Genomic DNA, 14679 nt, shown 5'->3' on the forward strand with positions numbered 1-14679 from the left:
GACTATTTCACCGCGCCGACTTCCTTGAGATATTTCAGCGTGCCGGGATGATAGGGCGCCGGCGATTGCGCTGGTGTCTGCGTGGCGAGATTGATGTTCTCCGCCTCTTTATGGACGGCGACGAGATCGGCCTTGTTCTCGAAGATCGTTTTCGTGATTGCGTAGGCCGTCTCGTCCGACATCTTGTCGGTGGCCATGATCTGGTTCCAGGCGGCAAAGCCACGGCTGTCGGTGGTCTGGCCCGGATAGCTGCCGGCCTTGATCACGCTGGGTGCGAAGATCTGTCCGTATTTTTTCACGATGGGCTCGAGCAGGTAATCGATGTCGATCAGCTTGATGGTGACGCCAGGCGTTGCGGCGAGGTCGACGACGGCGGCGGTCGGCACGCCGCCGCCCCAGAAGAAGGCATCGATCTTGCGATCCTTGAGCGCAGATGCGGATTCCGCCACCGACAACCGCTCGCGCTTGACGTCCTTGTCCTTGTCGAGGCCGGCTGCCTCGAGCAGACGGAAGGTTTGCGCCTCGGTGGCGCTGCCCGGCGCGCCGCCGGAAATGCGCTTGCCTTTAAGATCGGCGAATTTCTCGATGCCAGTGCCGGCGATGGTCACCACATGCACCGGGCTGGAATAGACGGCGACGATGGTGCGTAGCGGAACGGGCTTCTTGAATTTGTTCTCGCCCTTCACGGCATCGGACGCGACGTCGCCGGTCATGAAGCCGAGATCGGCCTGGCCGGTTTCCAGCAGCTTGATGTTGTCGACGCTGCCGCCGGTGACTTCACCGGTGGCTTGGGTGTGCGGCAGCTTCTTCGACAGCAGGTTCGCGAGGCCGCCGCCGAGCGGATAGAAAATGCCGCCGGTGCCGCCGGTGGCAATGGCGATGGTCTTGTCTTCCGCAAAAGCGCCGGTCGCCATGCAGACGATCCCGAGCAGAGCAAGGCTGAAAGCTGTCCATCTCATCGCGTCACTCCCTGAAGTCGGCGGCGCCGCTTATCTGCGGCGTCCGCTGTCATGCGATAACTTGACGTTATTCGTTTCTGTCGTTGGTCATGCCGGTAACGGTTGCACCCTCGTCCTTGCCTGCCACACCAATACGCCGAGACCGATGATGAGGCCGGGCACGAATGTGTAGCTGATGTCACGACCGATGATCGATTCGATGATTGCCTCGATCAGGCTAGGGAACACCAGCAGTAATCCCGATAGCAGAAGCAGACCGCGCTCCACTGGCGTATTTTGTCGCAGGCCCCAGTTCTGCGCGACGGCGGCGAGCGCGAGCAGGCCGCAGGTGGTCTTGAGGGTGATCTCGACGATATCCACCCAGGAGCCGCCCTTCGGAATGTTCAGCAGCAGGCCGACGCCTTGCGGATCGCAGACGAAGACGAATGGCACCAGGAAGGCCGGTAGCGTGTATTTCCACGATTGCAGCGTGGTCTTGTAGGGATCGCCGCCGGTAATGGCAGCGGCTGCGAAGGGCGACAACGCGGTGGGAGGTGAGACTTCCGAGAGCACCGCATAATAGAAGATGAACATGTGGGCGGCGTAGTCAGGCACGCCGAGCTTGATCAGCGCCGGTGCCGCGATCACCGCGCAGATGATGTAGGACGCGGTGACCGGCACCGCGAGGCCGATGATCCAGACGATCAGTGCCGTATAGATCGCCGTTAGCAGCAGGCTGCCGCCCGCGTAGGAAATCACGATCGACGAAAACTTGAGGCCGAGGCCGGTGAGCGTGACGACGCCGACCACGATGCCGGCGCAGGCGCAGGTGGTTGCGGCGTTGAGTGCGCCGATCGAGCCGTCGGCCAGTGCCTTCACCAGCTTCTTCGGCACCAGCGCGGTATCCTTGCGCAGGAAACTGAGCACGAAGGTGACGCAGGTGGCGTAGAACACGGACAGCGATGGCGAGTAGCCGATGATCATGAAGACGACGACGGCGAGCAGAGAGATGAAGTGGAACCCGTAACGCTTCATCATCACGCCGAGGCTGAGCTCAGGCCTGACATTAACATTGTGGGCGCCGTATCGCTTGGCGTCGATCTCGACCATGATCAGCAGCGACAGGTAGTAGAGACAGGTCGGAATGGTCGCCATCCAGATCACGTCGAGATAGCTGATCTTGAGGAATTCGGCGATCAGGAACGCGGCAGCGCCGAGCACCGGCGGCGACAAGATCGCGCCGAGACCACCTGCGGCCAGCAAGCCGCCGGCAGCGTTCTTCTCGAAACCGGCCTTGGCCAGCATCGGGGCGGCAACGGTGCCGATCATCACCGTGGTAGCGACGCCGGAGCCGGAAGGCCCGCCGAGCAGGAACGAGGACAGCACCACGGTGCGGCCCGCGGCGTTCGACTTGTTCCCCATCAACGACAGCGAGAAATCGATGAAGAATTTTCCAGCGCCGGACATCGACAGGAAGGCGCCGTAGATCGTGAACAGGATGATCAGCGTGGCCGACACGTCGACCGCGACGCCGAAGATGCCCTCCAGCGTGATGAAGAGATGGCCGACGAGACGCGGCAGGTCATAGCCGCGATGGGTCCATGGCGCCGGCAGATGCGGACCGAGCATCGCATAGGCGATGAAGAACACGGACACGACCGGCATGATCAGGCCCGTGGTACGGCGCGTCGCTTCCAGCAGCAGCACGATGAAGACGATGCCGACGATGACGTCCATATGATCTGGCAGCGTGGCGCGGTCGGTGAAGTCGTCGCCGCCCCACAGCGCATAGACGATGGTGCCGATGGCGACGATGCCCGGCACGATGTCCCACCAGCGCACGCGGTTGCGGAAGCGGGCGGCGACGGGGAATAGCAGGAAGCTCAGGACCAATGTGAAGGCGACGTGGACGTAACGCAGTTCCTGCGTCGGCACGATCGCGTACGCGGCATAGAGATGAAACAGGCTCATCACCACGGCGATACCGGTGGAGATCGTTCCGGCCCAGCCCAGCAGGCGATTTGTTGCGCCTTCATCGGCTTCGATGAAGGCTTCAGCCTTCGCCAATGCCTCGTCGGAGACGGCAACGGTGTCATCGCTCGCGTTTGATTTCTGGTCAGCCATGTTTCATCCCCCGGGATATTTCCCGCAGCCGGCTTTGCCGGCCTTATTATTCTGAGTGCGGCGCATTCATGCCGTTTTACCCGGCTGGCGCAAGGGCTTACCGGTGAAACTTTCGTCGCGGCAACGGCGTTCGCTGTGGTGACGCCGTTGACCGCATGAGGGCTGCGGTTCACGTTCGCGGCCTGAATGACAGGAATAAAATGAGTATGAGGGAGCGTCTGATAGCGGCCATGACGACTGTGGTCGTCATGTGCAGCGCAGCGGCATGCGCCGAGCCGTCGATCACGCTGCTGACCGGCAATACGTCCGGGATCTATTTTCCGCTCGGCGTGTCGATCGCGATGATCTATGCGGATATTCCCGGCGCGAAAGTTCAGGTGCAGACAACCGATGGTTCGGTCGAGAACCTCTCGCGGCTGCAGCAAGGCACCGGGCAGGTGGGTTTTGCGCTTGGCGATGCCCTGAAGGACGCCTGGGCCGGCAATGCCACGGCGGGCTTCGACGGCAAGCAGGACCGGTTGCGGGTGATCGGCGCGCTCTATCCGAATTACATCCAGATCGTTGCCACCAAAGAGAGCGGGATCAGGACGCTGAGCGATCTCAAGGGCCGAAGCCTCTCGGTTGGCGAGCGGAGATCGGGCACCGAGTTGAACGCCCGTGCCATTCTCGGCGCTGCGGGGCTGCGCTACGAAAATCTCGGCGAGATCAGGTATGTCTCCTTTGCCGAATCTACCACGATGATGATCGAGAAAAAGCTGGACGCGACGCTGCAGTCTGCCGGTCTCGGTGTCACGTCGATCAAGGAACTCAGCGAAGCCACGGATATCGTCATCGTGCCGGTGCCGCCGCCCCTGGTGAAAAAGATCGGCGCGCCGTTCAAGCCAGACAGGATTCCAGCCGGGACCTATGTCAGCCAGGACAAATCCGTGCCGACTGCATCGGTGATGAACTATCTGGTGACGAGCAATGCCGTGCCGGATGAACTCGTCTATCAGATGACGAAGCGCCTGTTCGACGGCCTCGACGAATTGGCCATCGCGCACCGTGCCGGCCACGAGATCAAGCTGGCGAGCGCCGTGAGCAAAAGTCCGGTGCCACTGCATCCCGGCGCGTTGCGCTACTATCGGGAGCGGGGCCTGATCAGGTAGAGTATTCCGGCTGGCTTGCTGGGGCTTTTATGGGTCATTCGTTTCGGACGTTGGTTCTGTGCGCCGCTCTTGCGGCGCCATCGCTGCCCTCTGCGGCCGTCCGGGCGCAGGGTGCGGCCGAGGCCGCTGCCACCTGCGCGAATGATGACGCCTTGCCGCCCGAGCAGATGCTCGGCATCTGCGGCCTGGTGATCGGCTCGACGGCGGCATTGCCGGATCGCGTTCATGCCCTGATCGTGCGCGCCGGGCTGCAACTCAGGCTGGAACAGGTCGACCTCGCCGTTGCGGATGGCGATCTGGCGGTTCAGCTCGATCCTCTCTCTGCAGCAGCGCTCGAAGCCCGCGGCAAGGCACTTGCGGCCGGCAAGAAGTTCGATCGTGCGCTCGATGATTTCGATAGGGCCATCAAGCTGGATCCGCATGACGCCCAGCTGTTCGCGGGGCGCGCTGCGACTTTCGCGGCCATGCATGAAAATCGCCTCGCAGTTCGCGACTATACTGAAGCAGTTCGCCTCGATCCGACGCGGGTGCAGGGTCTCATCGATCGCGCCGCCGCCTATGCCAAGGTCAAACGCTTCGATCTGGTCATCGACGACCAGAGCGACATCATTCGTCTGGAGCCGACCGCGGAACACTACGATGCGCGCGGGCGGTCCTATGCACGCAACAATGCCTATACCCGCGCGATTGCGGATTTCGACGCGGCAATCAGGCTGGAGCCGAAGGCCAGCTATTTCGTGAATCGCGGAAATTCGTTCAGCCTCAGCGGCGCATATGATCGCGCTATCACCGACTACACGACGGCGCTGCAGCTTCAGCCCGAGCTGGCGATGGCCTACAACAATCGCGGCGTCGCCTGGCGCGACAAGGGTGACCCTGCGCGCGCGCTGGCCGATTTCGACGCAGCCGTTCAGATCGATTCAACGCTGGATATCGCTTTGCGACATCGCAAGCAGCTTGAGAAATATCGGGTGGCGGCGCGCAAGTCGGCGATCGGATTGCATCCATCCGCCGATGCGAGCACGCGATAGACGATGACTTGTCGCGTTTCATATATGGGCAGCGTACTGCGCGTGATCAGCGTCGTGTTCGTATTATGTTGCGTGGCTCTCGACAGGGCATGGCCAGCAGTCAATGAGCCCGCAGCCGCCGTGCCCGTCGATCCCGCGCTGTGCGTTGCGGCTGTTGCGTCCGGCGATGACGAGAAGATTCTCGCAGTTTGCAGCACGCTGATCGACAACGAAAAGACCGACCGGCCCGACCGGCTGAAAGCGTTGATTGCGCGCGCCGGTGTCTACACCCGCAAGGAGGAGACCGATCGTGCCATCGCCGATTACGATGCGGCGCTGCGGCTCGATCCGACGCAGGCCGTTCTGTTCAATGCGCGCGGCGAACTCTGGCGCAAGAAGGGTGATCGGCCGCGCGCAGTCCGCGATTTTGGCGCCGCGATCAAGCTCGATCCGCAACTGGACGTAGCGCGTGTCAATTACAAGGCGCTGGCGCAGGAGATCGAGCGGATCGGCGTGGAGATGTCAGTCAAGCCACAACCAAAGGCACCCTTGAAATAGCCGGCCATCCCGTGACAATGACGTGACAATGAACTCCGGCGGTAAAGCCGGGGCGGGAGAGACGCCAATGACAAATCGCAATGCCAGCCGCTATCACGAGGTTCACGCGCACTCGCTCGCGGATCCTGCGGGCTTCTGGGGCGAGGCCGCGCAGGCGATCGACTGGATCGAACCGGCGAAGAAGGTGTTCGATCCGTCGATGGGGCTTTACGGCCGCTGGTTTGTCGGCGGCGTGCTCAACACCTGCTACAATGCGCTGGATCGCCATGTCGCGGGTGGCCGCGCCGATCAGGTCGCGCTGATCCACGACTCGCCGCTGACGGGTGAGGTCCGGAAATTCACCTATGCGCAGCTGCTGCATGAGGTGCAGGTGCTCGGCGCCATCCTGCAGGACCTCGGCGTCGGCAAAAGCGATCGCGTCATTCTCTATATGCCGATGGTGCCTGAGGCTGTGGTCGCCATGCTGGCCTGCGCGCGCATCGGCGCGGTGCATTCGGTGGTGTTCGGCGGCTTCGCGGCGAAAGAGCTCGCAACACGCATCGAGGATGCGCGGCCGAAACTGATCCTGTCCGCGAGCTGCGGCATCGAGCCCGGCCGCATCGTGCAATACAAGCCGCTGCTGGATGAAGCGATCGCGCTCGCCAGCGTGAAGCCCGATGGCTGTATCATCCTGCAACGCCCGCAGCATGGCTGCGATCTTGTGGCCGGCCGCGATCACGACTGGGCCGAGTTACGCAGCAAGGCGATGGCGGCGAAGAAGTCCGCGGATTGCGTGCCGGTGCTGGCAACCGATCCGCTCTACATCCTCTATACGTCCGGTACAACCGGGAAGCCGAAGGGCGTCGTGCGCGACAATGGCGGCCACGCGGTCGCGCTCGCCTGGTCGATGTGGAATCTCTACGGCGTGAAGCCGGGCGAGGTCTGGTGGTGCGGCTCCGATATCGGCTGGGTGGTCGGCCATAGCTACATCGTCTATGCGCCGCTGTTCCATGGCGCGACCTCGGTCATGTATGAGGGCAAGCCGGTCGGCACGCCGGATGCCGGCGCGTTCTGGCGTGTCATCTCCCAACACAAGGCCGTTGCTTTCTTCACGGCTCCGACCGCTTTTCGTGCCATCCGCAAGGACGATCCGGACGGCAGTTTCATCCGCAAATACGATCTCTCGCATTTCCGCACGCTGTTTCTGGCCGGAGAGCGCGCCGATCCGCCAACGGTGGACTGGGCCGAGAAACAACTGAAGGTGCCGGTGATCGATCACTGGTGGCAGACCGAAACCGGCTGGTGCATCGCCGGCAATCCGGTGGGCCTTGGCCAGTTGCCGGTGAAACACGGTTCGCCGACGGTGCCGATGCCCGGTTACAAGGTCGAGGTGGTGGATGAAGCTGCGAAGCCGCTGCCTGCCGGCACGATGGGCTCCATCGTGATCAAGCTGCCGATGCCGCCAGCCTGTCTGCCGACATTGTGGGAGCAGGACGAGCGCTGCAAGGACGCCTATTTCAACGAATTCCCCGGCTATTACAAAACCTCCGATGCGGGCTATCTCGACGAGGATGGCTACGTCTATGTGATGGGCCGTACCGACGACATTATCAATGTCGCTGGCCATCGCCTCTCCACCGGCGGCATGGAAGAGATTCTGGCCTCGCATCCCGACGTCGCCGAATGCGCCGTGCTGGGCATCAAGGATAGCATCAAGGGCGAGGTGCCATGCGGCTTCCTGGTGCTGAAAGCCGGCGTCGAACGCTCCAATGCCGAGATCGAGAAGGAAGTTGTCGCTCTGGTGCGCGACAAGCTCGGCCCCGTCGCTGCATTCAAGCTCGCGATTGCCGTGACGCGCCTGCCAAAGACCCGCTCCGGCAAAATCCTGCGCGGCACCATCAAGAAGATCGCGGATGGTGACGCCTGGACCATGCCAGCGACCATCGAGGATCCGAAGTCGCTGGACGAAATCGGCGCGGCGCTGAAGGGGAGGGTCTGAGCAGACCTTACAAATCCCGCATTTCGCGCTAAACACGGCGTCACCGACGTGACAGGAACCATGCATGCGACTGACCTCGACCTCTCTCATTGCGCTGACGCTGGCCGCGACGCTGCTTGGCGCCTGCGCGCGCCGCACCGACATTCCGATGTCGAGCCTCGGCGATGACGATGACGCGATCTGCCGTGCCAATGGTGTTGCTGTCGGTTCGCCCGAATATGCGGCCTGCCGCAAGGACCGCGACGTTCAGCGCAGCAATGCCATCAATCGCGCCGACCGTGCGCAGCGCAATCTCGGCGAGTATATGCTGAACAATCCAAACCGGCCGTAACACCGGCGGATTGATATTCCGCAAAACTGTGTCACCCAAAGGCAACGACCGTGCGGCGAGACGCTGTGCGGTCGTTTGCTTTTGATTGAGATCAACGTGTGAGCGCCGCCGCAAGCGTCTTTCGGATTTGATCGGGTGAGATCGTTCACCCCGAACGAATCGAAAGACAGGGCGCTTCGCGATGAAGAGAATTTTGACGACGATGTCGTTGCTGATAGCAGCACCGGCGATGACCAGCATGGCGACACCGGCAGGCGCGGCGGATCTTCCGGCGGCGACGCCGTACACCAAGGCGCCGGTGGTCGAGTCGTGGAATCCCTGGATGATCCGTCTGCGCGTGCTTGGCGTCATTCCGGAGAATGGTGGTACGGTTCACCAGGTGCCGGGCTCCAGCCTGAAGACCTCCGATCAGGTCGTTCCCGAACTCGACATCTCGTATTTCTTCACGCCGAACCTCGCAGCCGAACTGATCCTTGGCGTCACCAAGCATCACGTCACCGGTGACGGCGCCATCGCCGGCCTCGATGTCGGCAAGGCCTGGTTGCTGCCGCCGACGCTGACCTTCCAGTATCACTTCACGCAGTTCGGCGCCTTCAAGCCCTATATCGGCGCTGGCGTGAACTACACCTGGTTCTTCAGCCAGAGTGCCAGCGGCGTGGGCGTGACCAGCAGCCGTCTGAAAGACACCGCGGCGCCGGTGCTGCAGTTCGGCTTCGACTACATGATCGACAAGCATTGGGGCTGGAACGTCGACGTGAAGAAGATGTGGATGCGCCCGGATTGGGAAGGCACGCTGGCCAGCGGTGCGGCGATCACCGGTCAGGTCAAACTCGACCCGTGGCTGGTCGGCACCGGCATCACCTACAAGTTCTGATCCTTTCGATCTCTCACTGTGTGACTGAAGGGCCGATGTCAGTCGGCCCTTCTTTTTTGCCATTTTGCCGCACAACTGTTGCTTTCGGCGCTCCCATCCTGTTGGGTGCGCCGCTCCACACCATCGCACCATCAGGAAGACATCATGGACATCAAGGTCAGGGATTCGAACGGCGCGCTGCTCGCCGAAGGCGATACCGTCACGCTGATCAAGGACCTCAAGCTGAAAGGCTCGTCCACCGTGCTCAAGCGTGGCACCGTGATCAAGAACATCCATCTCACCGACAATGAAGACGAGATCGAAGGCCGCACCGACAAGGTCAAGGGCCTGGTGCTGCGCACGGAATTTCTGAAGAAGGCGTGACGGCTACGATATCACTCCCGCCCTTCCTCATGCTCGCGGAACGTCGATAGTCGCGACAGGAATGCGAGCATCAGTCCGATGCCACAGATCGAGAACAGCATCGTGAAGATCTTGGCGATGGCAGTGGTCGGCGACAGCGTGGCGTCGCCGACGGTCGTGAGCGCCATCGCGCTGAAATAGGCGGCGTCGATCCATGGCCAGCCTTCCGCAATGTGAAAGAACACGGCGCCGCCGGTCATGGCGATGGCCAGCAGGAACAGGATCGCGCGAAATTCGGGATCGCGCAGGCCGCGGCGGAAGCCGGCCAGCAATCGCACCAGACCGAGCCAGAGAGATGCCATCGTCGCCACTCCATGCGTTGCCGTCCATGCGCGATGTCGCAGGATTCGATGGTGTTTGGAAAGTGAAGATTGTGCGTCGGGCGCGACCATGAACCTTGCTTTACCTCCGCAGCACCAAGGGAGGCACCGCTCAGGCGGGATCCCTTACGCACCAGCGGAGTACACAATGGCGAACGAATTCAGGTTCGAAGACTATCCCGACGCGATGACATTCAAGCCTGTCACGGACAAGGCCCTTGCAGCCTTTGCCGCCGAGCAGGGTATCGTCTTCTCACCGGACTACACGGCGTTTCTTAAAGCGCATAACGGCTTCTATTTCGATCTCGACCGCGCGCAGCCGCTGGCCAAGGGCATCGAGACCTTCGATTATATCAACTATTTGCGCGGTCTCGACACCGGTTTCGAATATAACGACCTGCGCGTTTTTCTTACCAATGCCGGCCTCTGGGACAAAGTGTTTCGCGCCTTCTGCTATCCGGTGGCGGAAGGTCGCGGCGGCGATCCGATCGTCGAGATTTTCAAGGGCAATGCGAAGGGCAAGATCTACTTCGTCGATCAGGACGTCATTCCGGAGATCGACGAACTGGCCGAGGCCGGTGTCGATCTGCAGAATGCCGACGATGTCCTCGCTTACATGATCCATCAGCAAGGCTGCTTCAACGAAGTCGCCACGTCGTTCTCGAATTTCCTCGCCAAGCTTGTGGTCTATGACGACGACGGCAGCTTCAATGTCAGCATCCGTCGCCCGCTGGCGTGAGCAGGCGGCGCGTCATCTGAAACAAAAAAAACGCGGCGGGTCATCCCGCCGCGTTTTTTATTCTGTGAGGACCGCCGCGCATCTGTGCGCAGCGCAGGCGCTTATTCGTCGTCGTCCTGCTTCTTGCCGCCGCCGATGCCCTTCAGCTTGGCGAACACGGCATCGACATTGAGGTCGTCGCGGCCGCCTTCGGCGGTCTCGAACTCGTCCTTGCGGGTGGTTTCCGAGGCCGGCAGCAGGGTGGCGCCGCCATAGGCCTGATCGGTCGGCTTTTCCTTGGCCGCGCGCTGCACTTCGAAATCGAGTTCGATCTGCGAGCACAGGCCGAGGGTCACCGGATCCATCGGGGTCAGGGTCGAAGCGTTCCAGTGGGTCCGGTCGCGGATCGAGGCGATGGTGGTCTTGGTGGTGCCGACCAGACGCATGATCTGGCTGTCCTTGAGCTCGGGATGGCTGCGGACCAGCCACAGGATCGCGCTCGGGCGCTCGTGGCGGCGCGACACCGGGGTGTAGCGCGGGCCCTTCTTCTTGGCGGCAGGGGGCAGGATGACCTTGCTCTCTTCGAGCTTGAGCCGGTAATTCTTGTCCTGCTCGCCCTTTTCGATCTCGTCGCGGGTCAGCTGACCGTTGGAAATCGGGTCCATGCCCTTGATGCCCTGGGCGGCGTCGCCGTCGGCAATGGCGCGGATCTCGAGCGGGTGCATCTTGGTGAAATCGGCGACCTGATCGAAGGTCAGCGCCGTATTGTCGACCAGCCACACGGCCGTCGCCTTTGGCATCAGCGGGGCATTGCTCATGGCAAATCTCCTTTGCGCTTCGCCCACCTCTTTGGGAGGCGAAGCCGTCTGGTCATCGGTGATGACGGGAATTAAGCCTCTATATAATCTGTCCGAGGGCAACCGCGCAATGCCCGACAGTTCGGCCTTGACACCGCCGCAAACCGGCCCCAAGTCCTTATTCAGACAAGCCCTTTGGCTGATTTTCCGTTGTATTGAGCGCTCGTACCCGCCGTTTTGGGGGCTGAGGCTGCTCCAAGGACCCTGGATCGCCCGATATGACGACCAAACCGCCCCTTAAAATCGTGCTTTGCTCGCCGCGCGGCTTCTGTGCCGGCGTCGTCCGGGCGATCGATACGGTCGAACGCGCACTCGCCATCCATGGCGCGCCGGTCTATGTCCGGCACGAAATCGTCCATAACAAGTATGTGGTGGACAGCCTCAAGACCAAGGGCGCGATTTTCGTCGAGGAACTGGCCGAGATTCCAGATAATACCTCCGCACCGGTTGTATTTTCCGCCCACGGCGTGCCGAAGTCGGTTCCGGAAGATGCACGCCAGCGCAATTTCTTCTCGCTGGACGCGACCTGCCCGCTGGTGACCAAAGTCCACCGCGAGGCGGCAATCCATTTCAAACGTGGTCGCGAGATCCTGCTGATTGGGCATTCCCATCATCCGGAAGTGGTCGGTACGGTCGGCCAGCTGCCGCCGGGCGCCGTCCAGCTGATCGAGACCGCCGAGGACGCACAGACCTTCCAGCCGAAGGATCCGAACAACCTCGCTTTCGTGACGCAGACGACGCTGTCGATCGACGACACGGCGGAGATCGTCGCCGTGCTCAAGGCGCGCTTCCCGACCATCAACGGGCCGCACAAGGAAGACATCTGCTACGCCACCACCAACCGCCAGCTCGCGGTGAAGAAGGTGGCACCGGTGGTCGATGCGCTGATCGTGGTCGGCGCGCCGAACTCGTCGAATTCGCAGCGGCTGCGTGAAGTGGCCGAGCGCGAAGGCTGCAAGGTCTCGGTCCTGGCGCAGCGCGCCAGCGATCTCGACTGGTCCATGTTCGAGGGGATCACGAGCCTTGGCATCACGGCGGGCGCCTCGGCGCCGGAAGTGATCGTCGAGGAGATCATGGATGCTTTCGCGCAGCGTTATGAGCTGCATGTCGAGACCGTATCGGCTGCCGAAGAAAACGAGTTCTTCCCGCTGCCGCGCTCGCTGCGTCCCGAAGCCGCCGCGTAACCGCCATGGCGGTTTACACCGATGTCGCCAGCGATGATCTCGCGGACTTTCTGACAGGCTACGACATCGGCGAATTGCTCTCCTACAAGGGCATCGCCGAAGGCGTCGAGAATTCCAACTTCCTGCTGCACACCTCCAAGGGCGCGTATATCCTCACGCTCTATGAGAAGCGCGTGGCGGCGGATGACCTGCCATATTTTCTAGGCCTGATGGCGCATCTCTGCGCGCGCGGTGTGAATTGCCCGCAGCCGCAGAAGAATCGCGATGGCGAGGTCTACAGCACGCTCGCGGGCCGGCCGGCGGCGGTCATCAATTTTCTTGAAGGCATGTGGCCGCGCCGTCCCAACGTAATGCATTGCGCCGGTGTCGGCGAAGCGCTGGCGAAGATGCATGTCGCCGGGCGCGATTTCCCGCTGGTGCGCAAGAACCCGCTCTCGGTGGATGGTTGGCACACGCTGCTCGAGGCGGCGGGGCCGCGCGCGGATAGCGTACAGCACGGCTTGTTCAACTTTCTGCAGACCGAACTGGATTATCTCACCGCGCGTTGGCCGGGCGATCTGCCGGTCGGCGTCATCCATGCGGATCTGTTTCCGGACAATGTCTTCTTCCTCGGCGACAAGCTCTCCGGCCTGATCGACTTCCCGTTCGCCTGCAATGACCTGCTGGCCTATGACGTGGCGATCTGCCTGAATGCCTGGTGCTTCGAGCAGGACTATTCCTTCAACGCCACCAAGGCCCGTGCATTCTTCAACGCCTATAACAGCGTGCGGCAGTTGACCGAAGCCGAGCAGAAGGTGTTGCCGCTGCTGGCCCGCGGTGCTGCAATCCGCTTCCTGCTTACGCGTCTGGTGGATTTTCTCAACGTGCCGGAAGGCGCCTTCGTGAAGCCGAAGAACCCGCTGGAATATGTCCGCATCTTGCGCTTCCACCAGTCGGTGACCTGCATGGCGGATTACGGCGTCGAAGCTCCCAAACTGCCTGCATGAGATTGCCCGCGTGACGACATCGACGCCTGTGACGATCTATACGGACGGCGCCTGCTCGGGGAATCCCGGTCCCGGCGGCTGGGGCGCGATCCTTCGGTTCGGCGATGCCGAGAAGGAACTGAAGGGCGGCGAGGCGCACACCACCAATAATCGCATGGAGCTGATGGCGGCGATCTCCGCGCTGGAAGCGCTGAAGAAGCCGTGTTCGGTGGATCTGCACACCGACAGCCAGTATCTGCGCAACGGCATCATGACCTGGATTCACGGCTGGAAGAAAAACGGCTGGAAGACGTCGGACAAGAAGCCGGTGAAGAATGTCGACCTGTGGCAGCGGCTCGACGCCGCGCTGAAGACCCATGACGTGCGCTGGCACTGGGTCAAGGGCCATGCCGGCCACGCGGAGAACGAACGCGCCGATCAGTTGTCGCGCGATGGCCTGGCGGAGAACAGGGGCCGGTAGAAGCGGCTCTTCTCTTTCCCCTCTCCCCTTGCGGGAGAGGGTGCCTTCGCGAAGCGAAGGCGGGAGAGGGGGTAGCCACAAAGTACGGTGCCTGCGGTCATCCCTCTCCCGTCTCGAACCCGCTTCGCATGTTCGATCCACCCTCTCCCGCGGCGCGCAGCTTCGCTGCGCTTGGGGAGAGGGAAAGTAAGATAGTTCCAGCTCAGAGCTGACCCAGCAGCGTGTCGCCGCCCGACACTTCGACCTTGCCCGGTGCCGGCTCGAGGTTAAGCTTCGTCACCTTGCCGTCTTCCACCAGCATCGAATAGCGATGCGAGCGGATGCCGAGGCCGTTGCCCGATGCGTCGAGCTCCATGCCGATCGCCTTGGTGAAGTCGGCATTGCCGTCGGCCAGGAAGGTCGCTTCGTCGCGCAGGTCGGTGTCTTTCTTCCAGGCGTTCATCACGAACACATCGTTGACGGAGATGATCGCGATGGTGTCGACGCCCTTGTCCTTGATGGCATAGGCGTTGAGGAAGATGCTCGGCAGATGCATCTTGTGGCAGGTGCCGGTATAGGCGCCGGGGACGGCGAACAGCGCCACTTTCTTGCCCTTGAAAATATCGTCGGTGGTCTTCACGGCCGGACCTTCGGAGGTCATGACACGGAGCTTGGACTCGGGCAGCTTGTCGCCAACTTGAATGGTCATCGTCGGTCTCTCCTGAAAGTAAGGGTGAGTGTGTTTAGACCGGCTGCATGACGCGGGCAATATTATGTGCTGCGCAAAACTTGGCCTGCTGCGCGCTTCATGA

16 protein-coding genes are annotated in these 14679 nt (G+C 61.8%); 11 read left to right on the forward strand and 5 right to left on the reverse strand.

Annotation, left to right across the window (positions count from 1 at the left end; all coding sequences use genetic code 11):
- Positions 1-2 precede the first annotated feature (2 nt).
- Together AB8A33_RS01115 and AB8A33_RS01120 are read right to left on the reverse strand one after the other, a co-directional pair.
- Positions 3-959 carry a TAXI family TRAP transporter solute-binding subunit gene (locus AB8A33_RS01115; protein WP_439091080.1) on the reverse strand — a complete coding sequence of 319 codons (957 nt, stop codon included), beginning with the start codon at positions 957-959 and terminating at the stop codon, positions 3-5.
- A gap of 87 nt (positions 960-1046) precedes the next feature.
- Positions 1047-3062: a TRAP transporter permease gene (locus AB8A33_RS01120; protein WP_439091081.1), complete on the reverse strand. Its 2016-nt coding sequence runs from the start codon at positions 3060-3062 to the stop codon at positions 1047-1049.
- A gap of 206 nt (positions 3063-3268) precedes the next feature.
- On the opposite strand from AB8A33_RS01120, the gene AB8A33_RS01125 reads away from it, so the two are divergent.
- From AB8A33_RS01125 to AB8A33_RS01155, 7 genes are all read left to right on the forward strand, one after another.
- Positions 3269-4210 carry a TAXI family TRAP transporter solute-binding subunit gene (locus AB8A33_RS01125; protein ID WP_439091082.1) on the forward strand — a complete coding sequence of 314 codons (942 nt, stop codon included), beginning with the start codon at positions 3269-3271 and terminating at the stop codon, positions 4208-4210.
- A 29-nt stretch (positions 4211-4239) separates the two neighbouring features.
- On the forward strand, positions 4240-5241 hold the full coding sequence (locus AB8A33_RS01130) for a tetratricopeptide repeat protein (protein ID WP_439091083.1): 1002 nt from the start codon (positions 4240-4242) through the stop codon (positions 5239-5241).
- Positions 5242-5244: 3 nt separating this feature from the next.
- Positions 5245-5778, forward strand: coding sequence for a tetratricopeptide repeat protein (locus AB8A33_RS01135; protein ID WP_439091084.1), 534 nt, complete (start codon positions 5245-5247; stop codon positions 5776-5778).
- A 67-nt stretch (positions 5779-5845) separates the two neighbouring features.
- Positions 5846-7756: a propionyl-CoA synthetase gene (locus tag AB8A33_RS01140; RefSeq protein ID WP_439091085.1), complete on the forward strand. Its 1911-nt coding sequence runs from the start codon at positions 5846-5848 to the stop codon at positions 7754-7756.
- Positions 7757-7820: 64 nt separating this feature from the next.
- Entirely contained in the window at positions 7821-8087 is a 267-nt protein-coding gene (locus AB8A33_RS01145; protein WP_315844059.1) for a hypothetical protein, read from the forward strand.
- A 181-nt stretch (positions 8088-8268) separates the two neighbouring features.
- On the forward strand, positions 8269-8961 hold the full coding sequence (locus AB8A33_RS01150) for an OmpW/AlkL family protein (RefSeq protein ID WP_439091086.1): 693 nt from the start codon (positions 8269-8271) through the stop codon (positions 8959-8961).
- A gap of 144 nt (positions 8962-9105) precedes the next feature.
- The gene (locus tag AB8A33_RS01155; protein ID WP_011665834.1) at positions 9106-9324 is read left to right on the forward strand and encodes an alkylphosphonate utilization protein; all 219 of its coding nucleotides are present in this window, start codon (positions 9106-9108) and stop codon (positions 9322-9324) included.
- A gap of 11 nt (positions 9325-9335) precedes the next feature.
- Here the strand turns inward: AB8A33_RS01155 and AB8A33_RS01160 are convergent, their stop codons facing one another.
- Entirely contained in the window at positions 9336-9665 is a 330-nt protein-coding gene (locus AB8A33_RS01160) for a potassium channel family protein (RefSeq protein ID WP_439091087.1), read from the reverse strand.
- A gap of 166 nt (positions 9666-9831) precedes the next feature.
- On the opposite strand from AB8A33_RS01160, the gene AB8A33_RS01165 reads away from it, so the two are divergent.
- Positions 9832-10422, forward strand: a complete 591-nt coding sequence (locus AB8A33_RS01165) for an SMI1/KNR4 family protein (protein ID WP_439091088.1) — start codon at positions 9832-9834, stop codon at positions 10420-10422.
- A 101-nt stretch (positions 10423-10523) separates the two neighbouring features.
- Here the strand turns inward: AB8A33_RS01165 and AB8A33_RS01170 are convergent, their stop codons facing one another.
- The gene (locus AB8A33_RS01170) at positions 10524-11219 is read right to left on the reverse strand and encodes a DUF1013 domain-containing protein (RefSeq protein WP_439091089.1); all 696 of its coding nucleotides are present in this window, start codon (positions 11217-11219) and stop codon (positions 10524-10526) included.
- A gap of 257 nt (positions 11220-11476) precedes the next feature.
- On the opposite strand from AB8A33_RS01170, the gene ispH reads away from it, so the two are divergent.
- From ispH to rnhA, 3 genes are read left to right on the forward strand one after another with little or no spacing between them, the layout of a single operon-like run.
- Positions 11477-12442, forward strand: coding sequence for a 4-hydroxy-3-methylbut-2-enyl diphosphate reductase (ispH, locus tag AB8A33_RS01175; protein WP_439091090.1), 966 nt, complete (start codon positions 11477-11479; stop codon positions 12440-12442).
- 5 nt (positions 12443-12447) lie between these two features.
- Positions 12448-13428, forward strand: coding sequence for a homoserine kinase (locus AB8A33_RS01180; RefSeq protein ID WP_439091091.1), 981 nt, complete (start codon positions 12448-12450; stop codon positions 13426-13428).
- Between the two features lie 10 nt (positions 13429-13438).
- Positions 13439-13888 (forward strand): ribonuclease HI, encoded by a 450-nt coding sequence (rnhA, locus tag AB8A33_RS01185; RefSeq protein WP_439091092.1) that lies wholly within the window; start codon positions 13439-13441, stop codon positions 13886-13888.
- 202 nt (positions 13889-14090) lie between these two features.
- On the opposite strand, the gene AB8A33_RS01190 is transcribed toward rnhA, so the two are convergent.
- Positions 14091-14576, reverse strand: a complete 486-nt coding sequence (locus tag AB8A33_RS01190) for a peroxiredoxin (protein WP_439091093.1) — start codon at positions 14574-14576, stop codon at positions 14091-14093.
- Positions 14577-14679: the final 103 nt, after the last annotated feature.

This window comes from Tardiphaga sp. 813_E8_N1_3 (genome assembly GCF_051811025.1).
Lineage (GTDB): Bacteria > Pseudomonadota > Alphaproteobacteria > Rhizobiales > Xanthobacteraceae > Tardiphaga.